17 protein-coding genes are annotated in these 19,143 nt (G+C 44.4%); 13 read left to right on the forward strand and 4 right to left on the reverse strand.

All coding sequences use genetic code 11. The annotated features are described in order from the left end of the window. The first annotated feature begins 27 nt into the window (after positions 1 to 27). From GC178_03340 to GC178_03360, 5 genes are read left to right on the forward strand one after another with little or no spacing between them, the layout of a single operon-like run. Positions 28 to 1,179, forward strand: coding sequence for an ATP-binding cassette domain-containing protein (locus tag GC178_03340; protein MBI1286591.1), 1,152 nt, complete (start codon positions 28 to 30; stop codon positions 1,177 to 1,179). Next, positions 1,176 to 1,982: a hypothetical protein gene (locus tag GC178_03345; GenBank protein MBI1286592.1), complete on the forward strand. Its 807-nt coding sequence runs from the start codon at positions 1,176 to 1,178 to the stop codon at positions 1,980 to 1,982. Before GC178_03340 ends, GC178_03345 begins: the two co-directional genes overlap by 4 nt. Continuing rightward, on the forward strand, positions 1,979 to 2,833 hold the full coding sequence (locus tag GC178_03350; protein MBI1286593.1) for a hypothetical protein: 855 nt from the start codon (positions 1,979 to 1,981) through the stop codon (positions 2,831 to 2,833). Before GC178_03345 ends, GC178_03350 begins: the two co-directional genes overlap by 4 nt. A gap of 11 nt (positions 2,834 to 2,844) precedes the next feature. After that, on the forward strand, positions 2,845 to 3,690 hold the full coding sequence (locus GC178_03355; GenBank protein MBI1286594.1) for a hypothetical protein: 846 nt from the start codon (positions 2,845 to 2,847) through the stop codon (positions 3,688 to 3,690). Beyond that, complete coding sequence (locus GC178_03360) at positions 3,680 to 5,278, forward strand: hypothetical protein (GenBank protein ID MBI1286595.1); 1,599 nt, start codon at positions 3,680 to 3,682, stop codon at positions 5,276 to 5,278. Before GC178_03355 ends, GC178_03360 begins: the two co-directional genes overlap by 11 nt. Here GC178_03360 and GC178_03365 read toward each other — a convergent pair. Further along, entirely contained in the window at positions 5,268 to 6,239 is a 972-nt protein-coding gene (locus tag GC178_03365) for a hypothetical protein (GenBank protein MBI1286596.1), read from the reverse strand. The two genes, GC178_03360 and GC178_03365, sit on opposite strands and share 11 nt — an antisense overlap. On the opposite strand from GC178_03365, the gene GC178_03370 reads away from it, so the two are divergent. Both GC178_03370 and GC178_03375 read left to right on the forward strand, forming a co-directional pair. Further along, a complete protein-coding gene (locus GC178_03370) occupies positions 6,196 to 7,086 on the forward strand; it encodes an SUMF1/EgtB/PvdO family nonheme iron enzyme (GenBank protein ID MBI1286597.1) in 891 nt (296 codons plus the stop codon). The two genes, GC178_03365 and GC178_03370, sit on opposite strands and share 44 nt — an antisense overlap. Next, entirely contained in the window at positions 7,083 to 7,460 is a 378-nt protein-coding gene (locus tag GC178_03375) for a hypothetical protein (GenBank protein ID MBI1286598.1), read from the forward strand. The genes GC178_03370 and GC178_03375 overlap by 4 nt, the downstream gene beginning before the upstream one ends. Here GC178_03375 and GC178_03380 read toward each other — a convergent pair. Both GC178_03380 and GC178_03385 read right to left on the reverse strand, forming a co-directional pair. Beyond that, complete coding sequence (locus GC178_03380; protein ID MBI1286599.1) at positions 7,453 to 8,304, reverse strand: hypothetical protein; 852 nt, start codon at positions 8,302 to 8,304, stop codon at positions 7,453 to 7,455. The two genes, GC178_03375 and GC178_03380, sit on opposite strands and share 8 nt — an antisense overlap. Before the next feature lies 1 nt (position 8,305). Next, positions 8,306 to 9,292, reverse strand: coding sequence for a hypothetical protein (locus GC178_03385; GenBank protein ID MBI1286600.1), 987 nt, complete (start codon positions 9,290 to 9,292; stop codon positions 8,306 to 8,308). 135 nt (positions 9,293 to 9,427) lie between these two features. Between GC178_03385 and GC178_03390 the strand changes: the two genes are divergently transcribed. Further along, positions 9,428 to 10,663, forward strand: coding sequence for a methyltransferase domain-containing protein (locus GC178_03390; GenBank protein MBI1286601.1), 1,236 nt, complete (start codon positions 9,428 to 9,430; stop codon positions 10,661 to 10,663). Here GC178_03390 and GC178_03395 read toward each other — a convergent pair. Then, positions 10,649 to 11,389, reverse strand: coding sequence for an NTP transferase domain-containing protein (locus GC178_03395; GenBank protein ID MBI1286602.1), 741 nt, complete (start codon positions 11,387 to 11,389; stop codon positions 10,649 to 10,651). The two genes, GC178_03390 and GC178_03395, sit on opposite strands and share 15 nt — an antisense overlap. Positions 11,390 to 11,468: 79 nt before the next feature. Between GC178_03395 and rfbG the strand changes: the two genes are divergently transcribed. From rfbG to GC178_03420, 5 genes are all read left to right on the forward strand, one after another. Further along, on the forward strand, positions 11,469 to 12,545 hold the full coding sequence (gene rfbG / locus GC178_03400; protein ID MBI1286603.1) for a CDP-glucose 4,6-dehydratase: 1,077 nt from the start codon (positions 11,469 to 11,471) through the stop codon (positions 12,543 to 12,545). Beyond that, positions 12,542 to 14,587, forward strand: a complete 2,046-nt coding sequence (locus GC178_03405; GenBank protein MBI1286604.1) for a hypothetical protein — start codon at positions 12,542 to 12,544, stop codon at positions 14,585 to 14,587. Before rfbG ends, GC178_03405 begins: the two co-directional genes overlap by 4 nt. A gap of 22 nt (positions 14,588 to 14,609) precedes the next feature. Further along, positions 14,610 to 16,697 (forward strand): hypothetical protein, encoded by a 2,088-nt coding sequence (locus tag GC178_03410; protein MBI1286605.1) that lies wholly within the window; start codon positions 14,610 to 14,612, stop codon positions 16,695 to 16,697. A gap of 63 nt (positions 16,698 to 16,760) precedes the next feature. Further along, positions 16,761 to 18,314, forward strand: coding sequence for a hypothetical protein (locus GC178_03415; protein MBI1286606.1), 1,554 nt, complete (start codon positions 16,761 to 16,763; stop codon positions 18,312 to 18,314). Positions 18,315 to 18,316: 2 nt separating this feature from the next. After that, positions 18,317 to 19,012 carry a glycosyltransferase gene (locus tag GC178_03420; GenBank protein ID MBI1286607.1) on the forward strand — a complete coding sequence of 232 codons (696 nt, stop codon included), beginning with the start codon at positions 18,317 to 18,319 and terminating at the stop codon, positions 19,010 to 19,012. The last annotated feature ends 131 nt before the right edge of the window (positions 19,013 to 19,143 follow it).

Here is a 19,143-nt window from a genome sequence, read left to right on the forward strand (position 1 = left end):
TTTTCGACTATTGATTCTCAACTGATAATGGCATCCAATAGAGTTACAAGCATCAAGGTTGAGAGCTTATGCAAACAGTATTCTCTCAACCAACAAGGAAACAAGTCTGCCATTTATGCCCTTGAGGATGTGAGTTTCAATCTCTTCGAAGGAGACAGGGTCGGTCTCATCGGGCTGAACGGTTCAGGAAAGTCAACTCTTCTGAAGATACTGTCTGGGCATCTGAGACCCAGTTCCGGACGTGTTACTCTCTCAAGTGAAGTTTTGTCGCTTAGCCATTTTGACTCTCTGTTACACCCAGACCTTACTGGGACGGAGAACATCAGAATGCAACTAAGAGTGCTAGGAATACCTAAAACCGCACTGGAGAAGGCATGCCGAGAGGTTGTAGATTTCTCTGAACTCGGTGAATCCGTAAACCGACCAGTTAAGACCTTCAGTTCGGGAATGATGCTGCGGCTCTCTTTTTCCATCTTCAGAACGGTAAAACCTGAGATACTGTTGCTTGATGAAGTGCTTTCAGCTGGAGACATCCTTTTCCGAAAAAAATCTGACGACCTGCTTCGGCATCACCTCGAAGCTGTTTCGTGTATCATTATGGCAAGTCATGAGCTGACAGAAATCGCGCGGTACTGCACCCGCTGTCTTGTGCTCCAACACGGCCGTTTGGTATTTGACGGCACAGTGGATGATGCAATAGCGAAGTATATTGACCAAAGCCAGTCGCAAAACAATCTTGTACTGGCCAATGCCGAGATCGAGCTGGTCAAAGTGTTTCTAAACAGGTCAGAACCTCGTTTCGAGGTTAGTGAAGATGTGACCGTAAACGTAGTATATCTTAAGAAAACCCCAGAAGTGGCGGATCTAGTAGTTTACATACGCAACAACTTCGGAAACGCGCTGACAGATTGCGACATTTACCGTGAGAGTTTTATACGGGTAAACGAACCTGTTGGAAGGTATTTGGTGAGCTTCACCATACCTAAAAACCTATTGAACGTTGGAAAATACATGGTGGACCTCGCCTTCGGAAATGGCGTTAAGGACATTCTGAAAATAGATGCCGCTGTTAATTTTGAGATAGGACCCGACAAATGGGAAACTGAAAAGCTCTGGAATCAGAACCCTACCGTTCCTATACGACCTCAACTGAATTGGAAAAAAGACCGTATAGCATGAGAGTTCTGATGGTGGGTTACCAATGGTCTCGAAGAATCCTATTCAACTTCGTACGGTATAGGATTCACCTATCGCTTATTTACTACTTCCTCTTGGTTTACAATAACCTCAGGATTGGCAGCCCGCTCAATTATCATCTTATCATTTCCTTTACCCTTTGGCACTTTGCTCTGTTTCTTTTCGACCGCATTTATGACAGACACATCGACCGAATTGCGCAACCCGATGAGTATGTGCCAGACAATCAGGCCAAATTCCTTTATGGGCTCGTTGCCACTCTCACGTTCGCTTCGCTAGCGATTTATCTGTCCGGTGGATTTGATGTAAAGTATTGGCTTATCCTCTTACCTATCACGTTTCTCTATCCACTGAGAATTTATCGCAGTAAACGTGTTAAGAGCATCTTACTAATCAAGAACCTATACTCTGCCGTGCTCATTTATGCCATGCCCATTGGTCTTCAGGCATTCTTACTAAATAGGTATGCTATGCCTGACAATGAGGTGATAGAACCCATCAGTTCACTCATGATCTATGTGATGATCGGAGAGATATTCTGGGACATCAGAGATATGTCGGTTGACCTGAATAATGGCACCCGAACGATTCCCAATACAATCGGTCCAAATTTAACGAAGATGATTTTAGTCAGTCTCGTATTGGTTGATGCAGCCTTCAGAAACTGGAATTTCAATGGAAGTGCCATAATATACCTTGTACTTCTTTCCTTTGTGCAAGAGAAAACCGATCGGCTTGTTTACCATTTGCCTCCACTTATTGCCCTGCTCCGCTTCTTGATATGATAGATACATTATTCACATTTGAGACTGTTTTCAAGGGCGAGGCCATTCATGACACGATGATCCGAGACCTTCTTGAAGAGCGCATTACCGGCATTATCGTCAAAGGTTTTCTAAGCAATGAAGAAGTGATGTCGGTACTTCACACATTCAACAACATACCAGACAGCAAGAAAACCAAGGTGAACGATGGTTTCACCTCATTCCCTCTCAGTTTTGCACAGTTCACACAGATGAAGGCCGCTGGGCTTATGACCATTGAAGACTACCTCCAAATTGCAGGTGACGTGATGGATGAGCAACGCCAGCGTTTCGGTGTTGACGTTCTGAGCAAACTCTGCCAGTTGCTCGAAATGACCGAAGTGTTTGAAACAGTTAGGCCGATATACAACTCAGATGCCGGTAAACCGATGGTACCATTCAACTTCAGAGAACTCTATCCCGGCAACGGAGAACTCATCGTTCATTGCGAGAATCTATTTTTTGAGGAGTTCCCTGATTTCTTCAATTGGTTGAAGCTGATGGATATAACAAACAACAAGTTGAGTTATTTCATCACGCTGCAAGAACCGGATGAAGGAGGAGAACTTTGCTGTTTCGACCTGAACTGGAATTCAGTAAAGTACCGGGAGAATCCGACAGTTGTGATAGACATGGACCGGAATGAAATAGACGTGGACAGTGAAACCGTTGCCAGACAACTGATAAAACCAAATGAGGGTGATCTGCTTCTATTTGCCGGTGGTAACGTGTGGCACAGGGTGGAAAAAGTAAGAGGGAGCAAAAGCAGAATAACGCTTGGAGGCTTTGTAGCTGAAACTACCGAACCGGGCAAATACTACATCTGGTCCTGATAGAATTTACGATGAAATCTCTTATGCTCAAAGACCGCGACCTGAACCAACAGGTTTTGGAGCACGGGTTTATCAAGGTTAGATTCTTTGATGAGAACCTCCTTAATGCAACCCTTAAGGAGATCATGACTGAGCTAAAAAGCGAATCATCCTCACTGAAAGGCAAACAGAACCCAGACAATAACGTCACATTTCATAGCACGTTTCTAGATACTGACCAAACATATAAGACCGTAGTTTGGAAACATCTTTCCAAGTTGTTCAAACCATTGGTTAACGAACTTCTATACGGCCATCGGATCATTCAAACAAGCATCTTCAATAAACCTTCGGGTGAAGGATTCATCAGCCCACACCAGAATCTGACCACTGTCGATGAGGAAAAATTCACCTCGCTTTCCATTTGGACTCCGCTACAAGACACGAATGAAGTTAACGGAACGCTTCATTTCAAACCACGCAGCCATGGTCGTTTTGAGAAATTCCGAAATGGAGATATCTGGTGGCCACCTTTGAGCATCACTCAGCGGATTGAAGATTACGGGATGGTTCCGGTGAATGTTGATGTTGGAGAGGTTCTGATCTTTGATGACAGTTTGGTTCATGGATCTCCGGCCAACCACTCTGACACCGACAGGCTCATTTTTCATTGCCTTGCCATACCTAACGCTGCATCTGCCATTTACTGCAAAAAAATGGACGGAAAGGTTGAATTGATCGAGGTTGACGACCGCTATTGGCAGTTCAGTCGTCCTGGCAAACCGGTGCCCACAGGGAACGTTCTGAAAGTGGTTGATTTTGAAACTACGACCTACACTAAGGAGATGCTGTTCAAAGAAATCAGCAATGCTTCTTGAACGATTCAGAAATTGGGCGGCAGCACCGTCACAAACGGAAAGCATCTTTCGGCTTTTTCACAAATCCCTTGGGCTGGTTTACATGGTGGCACTTGTCCCACTTCTGTATGAGGTTGATGCGCTGATCGGGTCGAATGGGCTTCTTCCCGCCAAAGGATTGCTTGAAATGTCCTATGCCGACCAAGGAGTAATTCGAAGTCTGCTCCAATTTCCGTCACTTTATCACCTCTATCCTTCGGATCTTTCACTTTACATTATTCTTGGAATTGGAGTACTCGGAGCTTTGCTCTTACTGCTCACGCGTCATGTCTTCTTAGGCGCGTTTTTGGCCTGGATCTCCTTCCTTTCAGTAACCTCCATCGGTGGAGATTTCCTGATCATCATCATCGACCTGTTCCTTGCCGAAGTCGGATTCCTCGCACTCTTTTCCACGTATCTTATTCAATATCGTGGATACGTCCCCAAACTGGTTCACTTCAGTTTTCTGATGCTCAACTTCCGGTTATGGTTCTGCATGGGTGTCAACAAATTCTACATGCCATCCTCCGTTTGGGTGAATTTCGAATTCTTCGACACCTTCTTTCAGGCGCAACCAATGCCAACGCCTGTGGCCTACTATTTTCATCAGGTTCCCCGTATTATGAAATGGCTTGCGGAAATCGGACTTTTCATCGGTGAGGTGTTCATTCCATTTGCTGTTTTCGGTGGTAAGAAACTCAGAAAACTGAGCTTTTGGACGTTCGTTGCCATCTCGGTTCTAATTCAATTGAACGGCAATTACGGGTACTTCAATGTGCTTTCCATTGTTGCCGCCCTCACAATTCTAAAGGATGACGACTTTGGTTGGTTCCGTAAATTGAACTGGAAAGACACCAAAACCACATTCGGGATTCCAAGATTTCTGGCCTGGATCCTGTCAGCACAGATCGCATGGCAAGTGCTTTACTCGATCTACGTCTTTGAGCCTACTCCGTATTCTGCGCAGAATCATCTCAATATCATGTTCAACACATGGAAAACCGATTCAAAGGTTCTCAACGTGTTGTATGAACCCTTCAGATGGATCGGCTATTGGCGTGTTTGTAATCCATATGGCGTTTTCAAAGGCATACCGAAGTACCATGGAGAACTTCGGTTCTCAGGAAGTATAAATGGAGAAGAATGGAAAGATTACGAATTCAGATTTCTTCCTTCGGGCAAAACCGACCAAATAGGATTCTTCGCTCCATATTACCCACGGCTCGATCATCTTATGTTCTACGAGACCCTTAGCGAAAGCAATTGCAGGCACAACCCACTAAACCCATATTACACACTGGAAAATGCTTGGAGTTGCAATTTTGTCAATGCATTATTTTCAAATAATGGGCATGTGACGAAACTTCTAAGAAAGAATCCCTTTGAAGATGAGCCTCCCAAGTTCATTCGAACTGAAGTGTATCGACTCAGTTTTGACGAATGTTCCAAAGGGTATTGGAAATCGGAAAGAATGGACGGAATGGGCAGAGTCTACGACCTTGGAAACTGCTCAGCCCCGTTGATAAACTATAAGGAAGCAATGGCCACGGTTTATGGTGTCAGTAACTGAGAGAATGGAGCAACTCACCGGTTCTGGTGTCAAATATCTTGGCACCGCCACCTTCACTTCCGGCCACCATATGATCACCGCTGGGAGAATAATGGATGGTATTGATAAGTGTCTTGAAAGCATCGATTCTCATTCTCACCTCGGTTAATGTGGTGTCCAAGAAATAGATGCTCCCAGAAGATGTGGAGGCCGCAATGAGATCATCATTGTGATTGAAACACGACACATAAGCTCTCCCATCCAATTTAGGTGACGTATACAGCAATCGTTCGGTGCCCCGATCAAAAATCCTCACCGTGCTGTCGGCCGAAGAAGTGACAACTCTGGTCTTATCATTGCTTGGCATTATACAATAGACCCTGTCACTGTGACCGGCAAAACGCTTACTGACCACTCCCGTTGGTATGTCCACTTCATAGCCATGGAGTCCAGAAGACACCACAACAGTCGTGTCCGCGTGCACAAAGAAGATATAATTGGCCCCATCATCTTCCAGTTGAACTTGTTGTCCTTGTTTCTTCAATCCATCCCAGATAACTACGCCACCACCACTTCCACAACTAACAATTTTTGAATAGCCGTATATCGTGGTGTAAGGGCTGAAATCAATAGGTATCTCTTGCATCAAACCGAGATCGGGAACACTCCATTCTTTCAGTGAACTGTCACTTCCACCAGTTATGATACAGCTATCGTTCAATCCAAAAAATGAGGAAGAAACCCGAATATCATGAGCATTCACGGTCTTTATGACATTCAGCAGACTATCCGCAAGTATCAGTCTACCATCAGTGGTTGCAATTGAAATCCAGCGTCCGGAACCGTCATAAAACGCAGAATGGACGCCAACCATCTTCTGTTCAGAAGTAGCATCACTTTCCTTCATCTTGGTATCTTTATCCGAGCACGAAAAGAATATGAACAAGGTAGCGGCAATAGCGATCTCTCTAATAATTCTCATGTCTTGTGAAGGAGTGAAATCAGGGATTGGAAGGGTAGATTTTAATCACGTCAAAGATACTGTTATTCAAGGCATTGAATTGGTATTTGTTCCCAGAGGCACCTACAAAGCGGGACTGCAATGTGATTCGAGGAACCTCGAATACGATTATTGGATCGGACGCTTTGAAATCACCAACGGACAATACTTCCATTTTCTGAAGCAAGCCCTTTCAGACAGCTTTCTTGTCCTCACTGATTCCAACCTCCTGTATCACTATAAAGGTGATTCTCTTATCCCGGAAGATGATTATCACATCAAATTATTTGACAACCGTATCACTTATTCTTCAGGGACATTGAATTTAGACACCTCGTTCGCTAACCATCCGGTAACTGGAGTTACTTGGTATGGAACCAAAGCATTCTGTGATTATTTCGGTTTGTATTTGCCCACCGTGGCCGAATGGGAAAAAGCGGCTCGAGGATCAAATAATTTCCGTTTTCCTTGGGGGGATTCCATTGATGGAAGTTTCGCAAACTATTATCAAAGTGGTGATCCATTTGAACCTGGCACCACACCTATCGGATTCTATGACGGCTCTTTACGTGGAGGATTTCAAACCTCCAATGCCCAAAGTTGCTTTGGCTGTTACGATATGTGTGGAAATGCGTGGGAATGGGTAGAAGATGTTTGGGATGAAAGAACTCCATACCACATTGGCAAGGGTGGCGGTTTCTACTATCACACCCCCGCTCAACTTCAAATTTATTTTCACAGCGTTTACGGACCAAGCACTCCACCACCCTTGGATATGTGCGATGTGCCAGATGGTTTCAGAGTTGTATACAAGACTATCGGACAATGAAAATCCAAGCTATTTTCCTTGCACTGCTTCTACTTGCCCTTGTAGGTTGCAGTGATAGAGCTGCTAAAGAGAGGAATACAGTGTGCATTTTATATGAAATAAAGAACGGAGAAGACTTACGAATTGATGGTACAAACCAACCGGGAACTCCTCAACCTTTGTGTTTTGTGGTTGGGCATCATGAGGTTATAAATGGAATTGACAAAGCCGTTCTTGGCATGAAAACCGGAGAATCGAAAACCGTACGAGTTCTACCCGAAGATGCCTATGGAAAGCGCGGTCTTGATTATGTTGACCATTTCGGAAAAACCGTATTTCTTGCTAAACCGAACGATACGCTTTCGGTATGGATAAAGATTGAGAATATCAGATGACCAAGGCCCTCTCAACCTCACTTATAAATACGGGTTCTACCTGAAACGGAGGTCTTACCTCTACAGGCGAATCCGTTGGCGGCCGTGTAAACGATTCTTCCCGCACTTTTTCGTACCCAAATGCAAAATTATCTTCGGGTCGGTGCACCTCCAGTTTGTCGTTCGGAGTTCGTTGGAAATACACTTGTAAAGGTGCTTCTTTTGGAATGATGGACACCTGCACCGCAATGCGTGGTTCGTTCGAAAGATTGCGTGGGGAACCATGAACAGTGCTATGATAGAAAAGTGCCGCTTGGCCCGCCTTCAGCGGATACTGCGACATGCTTGGCCTCAATTCATCCAAAATGCCAGTATAATCAGGGAAAAGATAGCCTGGGCCTCTCACTTTGCGGTTCAGATTATGCGTACCATGAACTACCCACATGGCACCGTTGGATTCATCCACATCATGTAATGCAAGCCAAAGATTGAAGGATGGATATTTGTATTCATCCACAATGCTCCAATCCTGATGTACGGGAAAATCCGTTTCCGCTCCGGGCATTTTTACAATGAACTGGTGTGAAATGGCCCGGTAGTTCTGAAAAGCACGGTCACAGGCAGGCTGCAAAATTGCTTTCAACCCTTCGTAGACCTTCAGCTTATACTCAAGATCTGAATGCCAAATGGTCATATGGATTCGGCTGTACATGGTAGGAGGCTCCATTCCTTGATGCATCTCAGCATAGAAATCCTTTACCTGTTGCAATTCATCAGGCGTCAGGAACGGAATCCGGACAACGCCATACTTTACCAGATCATCGCTGAATTTCTTTTCAATTACTATGTCGTTGGTTACCATCATGTCAGACCGGTTCTTGAATTATATCACAGGCTACCTGAGTTAGGCTGGCCTCGTATTGCACGGCAGAAATTGTTGCTTCCTTACCAAGAAGATCCCTTAACTCATCTGCGGTCATTTTCAGCTTTACGCTCTTGCTTTCCCCGATCTTACGACCCGTTCTTGGCCGCACCGTGCAATCAATGTAAAAATTCAGATTTTCGGTTAAATAATCTTCTTCCTGAGCATAGATCTCTACGGGCCCATTCGCCTGCTCATCCCTATAAACACTGATCAGTTCTGCCCCGCGTGGGAAAATACCCGACCTTACCGCAACACGACAGGTCTTACCAATGTTGGAACCTGAAAGATGCACAATGCGGTCATCGAACAGTAAAACGTCTCCTTCAGTCATTTCAATCGGTATCAAATAGGGCTTCAACAGCTCAATATGGTCATCGAACATGGATCTGAAAGAGATGCCCCGATAGGGCGAAAACCAGCGATGACTCTTTGGTATCAACCAAATACAACCATCGGTAATATTCGTGTTCTGCAAAGGAATCCAAAGGCTCAATGGTGAATAACGCCATTCGTCAAGTCCGGTTGAGTCTTGGTGGAGGTAAAATTCACTTCGAGTTCCTGGAAACTTTACAATGAACGAGTTATTCGTGACATAATAATTCTCGAACAGGCTATCATTCAACGCTTTGAGAGCAGTACCCAGTTCTACATTGATCTTCCTTCGGTAGTTCCTGTCCTGCGAGTAGGCAGTATAGAACATACCTCCATTTACCGGACTCTGATGGTGGGCCGAAGCATAGACTCTTTGGAACTCTGAGATATTAACATCCCCACTATTCCGAAGAACGTAGTAACCCTTTTCGGCAAGTGTACTTTCAATTTCCGGGTTCTTTATAACCGTGTACGGTTGAGGCTTCCAATTTGAGCCATCGAACGAGGGGAAATCCTGTGCGTCCTTCTTAAAAAGTGATTTCAGTTGTTGTAGCATGGTTGGATGATTACCCTTCAAAGTTACCGTTTAACTGAAACATTTGAGCGGCCGGCCGGGTGATTCATATCATCGTCAGAAGCCTCTTTCCCTTTACGAATTCAATAATCGCGGCCCGGACATTAGATTTGCAATATGTCTGTTCCGTTCCAAGTTTCGAACAACTGTCTATCATGCGGCTCTGCCCAATTGGAAGAAATTTTCAGAATGGAAGCTCTTCCTTTGGCTGACCGACTGAAAAGCGATGCAAATGAAGTTTCGGAATCAGTACCGTTAACGTGGGTCAGATGCCGTGCATGTGAACTGGTGTATGTTCGGGAACTCGTAGAGCCCTCCGTTCTTTTTCCACCAGACTACCCTTACTTTACTGGTGTTTCCAGTGCTTTGACCAAACACTTCCGCGAGTTGGCGGACACGGTCATTGAACGGTACGAGTTGACAGAGGACTCGTTTATTCTTGATATTGGCAGCAACGATGGTACCGCGCTGAAACGATTCAAAGAGAAAGGGATTTCAGTTCTTGGTATCGACCCTACAACTTGGCCAGCACTAAGGGCGTTGAAAGATGGTATTCCCACGCTCCGCGAATTCTGGAATTACAAGACATCTGGAATTGTTCGGGCAGAACTTGGACGACCTATCGATGTGATCCTCTCGAACAATGTGATTTCTCATGTTGCCGACCCAAGCGACTACATACGTGGGCTGGCGAATGTTTGCGATGAGAATACAGTTGTAGTTGCAGAATTTCCCTACCTGAAATCGATCATTGAAAACACTGCATTCGACATCATCTTTCACCAGCATGTTTCCTATTTCACCTTAAAGTCTTTCGGCTCGCTTATTTCTACTCACGGATTCCACTTAAACGATGCTGAGGTTCTGAACGTGCATGGAGGCAACCTACGGGTTTATTTCAGTAAGAAAGAAGGCGGTTCTTCTCGCCTTAAAAAACTTCAATCTGAGGAAACATATGAGAGTGAATTGAACACGTTACGGTCCTTTGTAAAGCGCATTGACGAGACAAAAGCAGACACACTTCAACTTATTGACAATCTTATTGCGGAAGGAAAAACAATAATGGGTTACGGTGCTGCGGGCAAGGCCACTATGCTGATCGAATATTTCGAACTGGACAAAACGCGGATTTCAGGAATGTTTGACAAAAACCCAGTAAAACAAGGTCGATATTTCCCTGCATTCGGTCATTTCATCCACTCTCCCGAAATTCTAAAAGACCCCGATCAGCGGCCAGATTTCCTCATTATTCTGGCTTGGACATTGAAGGATGAGATCATGAAGGAATTGGAGTTCTTCCACCGAGATGGTGGAAAATTCATCATCATCCTGCCTGAATTAATAGTGGTCTGAAGATTTGATCTTCTCCCACTCGGTTCTCAGTGTGACCAGATCCTTGTAGGTATCCACACCTTTCCAAAAGCCATTGTGTTTATGACCGAAAAGTTTTCGTCCTTCCCTTATCATCCTTGGAAGCAACTCGCTTTCAAACTCAAGATTCGTATCCACTCCTTCCAAACATCTGCGGTTAATAATGAATGAACCCGCATTGATCCAATCTTCCAAAATGGGTTTTTCAATGAAATCGTAAACGCGGTTCTCATCATCCAGCATTACTCTACCATACGGCATGCGTGCTTTTACCAAGGTCATCGTCACGTCTCGGTCATGCGCTTCATGTTCAGCAGTCATTCTGTCAATGTCCACGTTAGAGAGAACATCAGCATAGGCCACAAAAAACCGTTCTCCATCAACATGTTTGAGCGCCTGTGCAATACGGTAAGTAGCCGTAGAAGTGGTTCCAGTATCAAGCATCACCACCTTTGAATCTCCCCATTTTTGATTCTGGTACAATTCTGCCTTGTTTACGGATTCGGCTATCATCTCGCTATCATTTCCCAGGCACAGCACAACCTTATCAAACTTTTTCAGCGAATCATAATGATCCAGAATATGATGAAGCAGCGGTCTGCCCGCAACTTCCGCAAGAATTTTGTTTGTGGCCGGAAGATCGAATCTCATTCTCAAGCTCTGCCCACCACAGAGAAGAACACACGTACATTTGTCTGACTGTTTCATTTCTGTATCCTTCCAGATGCGAAAATATTGGGAACTTCCATCAATTGTGTTGATACCTTTAGAAACTCAGAGTTAGTGCATGAGCCAATTGGAATCATTTTACAAGGATAAGAAGGTATTCATTACCGGACATACGGGTTTCAAAGGTTCTTGGCTGAGTGCTTGGCTCCTGAAATTGGGTGCTGAGGTTCATGGTTTTGCCAAGAACATTCCTACCGAACCATCGGTGTACAAGTTGACCGGTCTTACAAGGTTTATTCATTCTACCGAGGGAGACATCCTGGATCATGAACGACTTTGGAAAGCGATTGATGTGGTTAGACCGGACATCATTTTCCATACAGCAGCGCAACCGATTACCACGTTGGCGTTCGAACAACCGCTACAAACCTTTGAAACGAACGTTATCGGAACAGCCTCCGTTCTGGACGCAGTGAGAAAATCGGAGCGTCCATGCACAGTGGTTTGTATTACCAGTGATAAAAGCTATTTGAACAAGGAGTGGGTTTGGGGCTATCGCGAAACGGATGAGTTGGGAGGAAAGGATCCATACAGCGGTTCGAAGGCTGGGGCCGAAATGGTCATCCGCTCTTACTACCATACTTTCTTCAAGAAAAATAACGGCAAAAGAGTGGCTGCCGTACGGGCAGGCAACATTATTGGTGGTGGCGATTGGGCCGCAAACCGTATTGTTCCAGACTGTATCCGTGCTTGGCAAGAAGATGAGTCTGTAATTATCAGAAGTCCAAATGCTATTAGACCTTGGCAACACGTGATTGAACCGATCTACGGCTACATGCTTTTGGCAAAAAAGCTCCATCAAGATGAAAACCTGAATGGTGAGGCTTTCAATTTCGGACCAGATCCATTACATTTTAAAACGGTTTTGGAACTGGTGGAATTATTGGCAAGTTCGATGAGAAAGAACGGAGTGGATGCCAAGGTAAACGTGGAAGATGCCAACGACCATCGTGAAGCTGGAATTCTGAAATTGAACTGCGAAAAGGCGTTATCGCACTTGAATTGGCGGCCAGTACTTTCAATAGAAGAAAGCATGGGATTGACAGCCGATTGGTACTTCGGGTCTTTGTGGAAACAGGAGGATGCGCTGAATCTGTGCCACGAACAGATAAGCCAATTTGAAAGCAGACTTTGAGCAGAAAGTTGAACATATATCTGGCCGACCTGCGGCATAACTACCTCGGTTATGTCTCTTCTGATGCCATGCCGCTTGGTATCGGCTACATGAAATCGGTCATGGATTATCGGTTGTCTGACCACACCAGTCGCTTATTCGCTTATCCGGATAAACTTGAGGCAGCAATAAATGAGGCTGCTCCAGACGTTCTCATGCTCACCAATTATACATGGAATGAGGCACTATCCATGAGTTTTGCGGAATATGCAAGGCAGAAAAACACAGATTGCCTGATCATTGTCGGTGGGCCGAATATTCCAATTGAAACAGAACGCAGAATTGCCTTTCTGCAATCGCATCCTTACGTTGACCTGTACGCGCTTGGCGAAGGCGATTTCTTTGCCACTGAACTGGTTACCCGATATGTCGAGTGTGGTTTTGACAGGGAAAAACTTTTGTCTCAAGAGATCCATTCATCTGCCTACAAGCAAAATGGCAAATACGTTTGCACGGAAATAAAACCACGTAGCAAGAATTTGGATGACATTCCTTCTCCATGGCTCACGGGCATTTTGGATGAGTTCTTTGATGGAAAACTCGTTCCGCTTTTGGAAACCAACCGTGGTTGTCCTTTCTCCTGTGCTTTCTGTGTTCAAGGAACCAAATGGTATCAGAAGGTGAACGAATTCTGTTTGGAACGGCTTGAAAAGGAGATCCATTATATCGCCAAGAAGATCTCTACCGATTTTCCGCAACAGAAAGTGCTACGCATTGCAGATCCGAACTTCGGCATGTTCAACCGTGATGTGGACATAGCTGGCTACTTGGGCGAAACGCAGATCAAGTACAATTATCCGTTGCTTATCGATGCCACCACAGGCAAGAATCGCGCTGACAACATCATCAAAACCATGGAGAAAGTGAATGGAGCCTTGGTACTTTACCAAGCCGTTCAGTCTTTGGATGATGAGGTTTTGGAGAATATTCAGCGCTCAAACATCAAACTCGAAGCCTACGAGCAGTTACAAGTTTACATCAAAGGTCGCGGCATGAAATCCAGTTCGGATCTCATTCTGGGGCTGCCTGGCGAATCATTGAAAAAGCATCTCAGTTCGTTGGAAAAATTGATCAATGCCAAAACAGACAAGCTGAACAATTTTCAGGCAATGCTGCTTAAGGGATCAAACCTGGAAACCTTTGCTACACGCAGCAAGTACGATTTCCAGACCATGTTCCGCCTGTTGCCAAAAAGCTATGGGAAATATGCTGGCCGATTGGTATTCGATACGGAAGAGATAGTGGTAGCGAACAAGGATTTGACCTTTGATGATTACCTGACCGCCCGCAAGCATCATTTGGTCATCAATATCTTCTGGAATTTCACCCGTTTCGAAGGTTTTATCAAGGTGGCTGAAAGCTTCGGATTTACACCTTGGCAATGGCTCGAAAGTGTTGTCAGAACGGTTAACAATTCAAACTTGCTATCAGAGGTTTACGATGGATTTCTTTCCGAAACCAGATCGGAACTGTTCGAATCGGAGGAAGAATTACAGGAATTCTACAGCGACAAGACCAACTTCGAAAAACTGAACAGAGGCGAGCTTGGTGACAACCTCATTTACAAATACAGAACACTTGCGCTGTTCTACTATTGGAATGAAGTGGTTGAAACTGCATTTACATCAACCCTAAGACTGCTTGAAGATAAAGCGGTTGATCCGCAACTTGCAGAACTTCTCAACCAATACAGAAAGCATATTCGGTTTGCCTATGTTTCAGGCAAATCTCCCGAGCAGATACTGGAAGATCATACCGAAACGTTTGACTTTGACATTGATCATTGGACCAGAGATGACTATAACGTATCCGATGTAAACCTTTATAAACTGAAGCAGCCAAAGGCTATTTCATTCCAACTTTCAACTTCCAATCGGAGTAATTTGGAGGATACATTCAAGATATGGTCGTTCGACCCAAGGTCCTTTTCCATGTTTATCAGACGTATACACAACGATTGGCTGAAACGCGAGGTTACGGACACCAGCACTTGTGAGGTCTGAAAAAGTACGATCTTTACTGACTATGAAAAAGGTGAAAGTGTTCTTGGCCGACCTTCGGCATGTGCGTGATGGCGTTCTGTTTGCCGATACGATGCCGTTGGGAATTGCCTATATGAAAGCGGTAATCGATAGAGACCTTTCAGACCAAGTAGAGTGTCAGATCTTCGCTTATCCGGATGTGTTCCGCGAAGCCGTTATCAACGAGAACCCCGATGTGGTAATGGTTACCAACTACATGTGGAATGAGGCCTTGAGCCTATGGTACTTGAAATTGGTTAAAGAGCGAAATCCCCAGGCGCTAACTGTTATGGGCGGACCCAATATTGCTATTGAGGAAGAACGCCAGATTGAATTCGTTTCCAGCAATCCACAAATAGACATTTATGCCATTGGAGAAGGAGATTTTCTTGCCCGCGACATTGTAAAGCTGTTCATTGAAAATGATTGTAACGCGGATAAATTGAAGGACTCCGGTTCTCTCTCGCATTGTGTTTACCGAAGTTCGGATGGCGTGAAATTGGGAAACGTGAATCCGCGCAGCAAGGAATTGGATGAGATTCCATCGCCTTGGCTCAATGGCATCATGGATAAGTTTTTCGACAATAAACTTTCTCCGCTTTACGAGACAAACCGTGGCTGCCCGTTCACTTGCACGTTCTGCGTACAGGGAACCCGCTACTACACGAAGGTGAGCCATTTTGGACTGAACCGTGTGCGAGAAGAACTATTTTACATTGCCGATAGGATCAAAAGCCACAGCCCGAATGTGAAGATTCTTCGTATTGCCGATCCGAATTTCGGCATGTACGAACGTGATGTTGACATTTCACGCTACATGGGCGAAACGCAGAAGCTTTATGATTATCCGATGTTCATAGATGCCACTACGGGAAAGAACAAGCCCGAACGCATTATTGAGGCAATGGAACAGGTTAGCGGTGCCATGATCATGTGGCAATCGGTTCAGTCGTTGGATGACACGGTTCTTACCAATGTGAAACGCAAGAACATCAAGCTGAGCACATACAACGATATCAATGTTTATCTGAAAGGAAGAGGACTTCGTTCCCAGGCCGATCTGATCTTATGTCTTCCAGGAGAATCGTTGGAATCTCACAGAAAGGCACTGGAAGGGCTTACAAATTCTGGTGTTCTACGGTTCAATAATTTCCAGGCCATGCTTCTGAAGGGTTCAGAAATGGAAACCGTAAAATCCAGAAAGGAATTCGGTTTTGAAGCCAAACACAGATTGATTCAGAAGAACTTCAGCATTCATCATGGAGAAAAGGTTTTTGAAACTGAGGAGATCATCATTTCAAGCGACACGTTCTCTTTTGAAGAGTACATCATTGCCAGAAAGTACCATCTTATCATTAATCTGTTCTTGAATGAACTTCGGTTTGAGAAACTGTTGCATCTATTCGATTCACAGAAAATTCCTCGTTGGAGTTGGATTCAGAGGATGTATGAAATGATCGATGATGATCCGTTCGTAAAGGATGTCTTCGATCAGTTTGCTCAAGATACAGAAAATGAGCTTTTCGACAGCGTTGAAGAGCTGACGGCCTTTTACAGCGAACCAGAAAACTATGCAAAGCTGGAGCGCGGAGAAATTGGTGATAACGTCATTCACAAGTATCGTGTCATTTCCAACTACCATAACTGGAAAGACATCTGTGATTTCGCCTATCGCGCAGCTTACGACCTCATCAACAACCAAGAACAAGGGTTGTCAGAAGAAGAGGGATTCGATGTTTTTTGGAATGACCTTAAAACGTATCAGTACCACTCTAGTGCCCACGGCAAAACCAGAGAAGAAATTCTTAGCGGTTCAACTGCAAGTTTCACTTACGATGTTCACAGATGGATGGTTGATGATATGGAAAAGGCGTTTGGGAAGTATCGTAACGGACTGGCCATCAACTACAACTTTGCGCTTTCTGCCAGCAACAAAAAGAACTTGGAGGCCTCTCTCAACAGATGGAACACCGATCTTGTGGGCATGTCGCTAATGATCAGAAAGATCAAGCAACATTGGCTTGAGAAAGAGCCCAGCAAAGCCTCTTCTGAGATCGAGTCTGAAAACGCATTCGATCATGTGGTTGGTTAAGGCTATTGCCGCATGCTGAAATTTTCGATCAATTCTTAATCCGAGAATCACTATTATGCTCCCATGGAAGTTCTAAACCGACTACGCAACTATGGGACTAAGGATTTCTATGGACTGATTGGGTTTCTCTTCTTTGGGTATTTCCTATTGCTATCCATTGTATTCTACAAGGAGTGTATTGTCCATCAGGATTACGCGTGGGAACTGACCTGGATACTCAACGGAAATGGGCTAACCCCGGTTTACTTCAGATGGGGTGCCATACCATGGAGAATCTTTTTCATAATCGGACCATCCCTGGACTTATCCCTGAAAACAATTCTGATACTCAGTTCAGTCTGGTTCGTTTTCAGCAAATTCCTTACTTGGCTTGTATGCCATTTCTATTTCAGGAATCCAATCGCAGGGTTACTGGTTATAATTAGCATTCTCTTCAGCCATTCGGAAGGATTTTTCGCACAAAACCTACAGGTTTATAACGCTTCAGTCTATTTCTGCCTCCTCTTTGCTGTAGTAACCGATGGTTTCAGAATAAAAAACGGTTGGCTCAAAATCGGTGTCATTTCCCTGTTGTTGATCTTGATAAAAGGAACCCACATTGCCGTCTTGATTGGTAGTGCCCCACTAATGCTGATTTATCTATTGGATGAATTCTCGCTCAAAAAGCTTGTCCCGCTTTTCTGTGTGACCGTATTTGTGGTCATTTCTCAGTTTTGGTTTCCGGCTCCTTATGAAGGAAACCACATGTCATCCATGTTAATGGCGTTCCGAAACGCGAGAATATCTGACATGGGCGGCATCCTCATGTATCTGGGCACACAGACGGTGGGGCTCGTTTATCTGATCCCATTGATGATGCTCATCGACACCGTCAGATTATGCATCGCTTCTCAGAGACTGCTGTTTCTGGTCATCTATCTGATCATAGCGACTACATTTGGGCTGCTCATCATGTACAAACTGATAACATACGATGCAGATTATCCATTATCAAACGAAGTCGAATTTTACATTGAAGGTGCCTTCTACAGTCTGATTTTGATGTTTGCAAGCGTCTTTCTGTACCTCAACCAGACATCGGTCGATCTTTTAAAACTTCCACAAATTCAAGCTGCCGTAGTTTTTTCGGTCCTGTTCTATTCCTCCAATATCACCAAGGCAGGTATTGAACATTACGAATACAACATCTATGAAACCGAACTTATGGAGGAACTTTCGGGAAAATTCGATGAATCAATTTTCATTATTGATGAAAAGTACATACCTGCCAGATTCTCCAAAATCGATATGAACATTGAGTTTGAGACACTTGTCAAAAGCAATGTCGAACTGGGTCACTCTGTAGTTCTAATTGTTACAGCTCATCCGGATACATTCCAATTAAGCGAGGTCGGCCCTGAGTTTATCATAAGCCTATCTTGTCTGGAGAAAGAGAACCAGATCAACCCCAAAATGAATACAGACAAATACTTGTACAAATCTTTTGCACCCAACACACACTTCGAATCTCTGAACACAGATTATTTTCATTTCGAGAACTTCAGACATAGAACCGTACCACAAGAATTTCTTGCACGCTTCAACGCAAACTATGGCTTTGCAATTTCCGAATACTGAAAATGAAAGAAAAATCCATACCTGAAAATACCTGTGTTTGTCTACCAACTTATAACGAAGCTGAAAGTGTTAAGGCAGTAGTGGAGAACATTCGGCAAACCGGTTATTCAAGTCTGCTTTTCATAGTTGACGGGTTCTCCACGGACGGAACGTTGGAAATAGCCCGCAATCTGCAAGTCCCTGTTTTTCACAGACCTCGTTCCGGAAAGGGCTCTGCTCTTCGAATGGCTCTTGAAATTGCCCATGAGCAACAAAAGGAACACCTTATTTATCTCGATTGTGACCAAACCTATGATGCTGCTGACCTCAGAAAATTTCTGGCTGTGGCGGAGGATGCAGATCTAATCATCGGTAAAAGACCTCCCAATCTTATACGTCCTTTCTTCCGAAGACTGGGCAACCGAATCGCAACGTCAATCGTGAATCTTAATGGAATAGATAAAATTGAAGATACTTTAACGGGATTCAAATGCCTTCGGGTAAGTAAATTCAGGACACTGTTAAATGAAGATGGATTTGTTGTGGATGCGTTAATATGCGTCCTTGCTTTACATTACAAAATGCGCATTCTTCATCTTCCAATAAGATTTAGTGAGCGAGTCGGTAAGAGCAAAATAGGGATATGGATTGGACTTAGGGAACTGGTAAAACTGATACACGCAGTTGTGAGGATCAAGCTGGGACTTACCAAACCATGAGCCTCAAATAACAACAGCAGATACTGACGTTCGTCATTCCCAAGGCGGAGTCAAATCATGAACTTCGGCATGAAAGAATTCATTGGCCGTACAACGCACGAACGAGGGAGCATACGTGGTCGGTCATATAA

The organism is Flavobacteriales bacterium, from assembly GCA_016124845.1.
In the GTDB taxonomy this organism is placed as follows: domain Bacteria; phylum Bacteroidota; class Bacteroidia; order UBA10329; family UBA10329; genus UBA10329.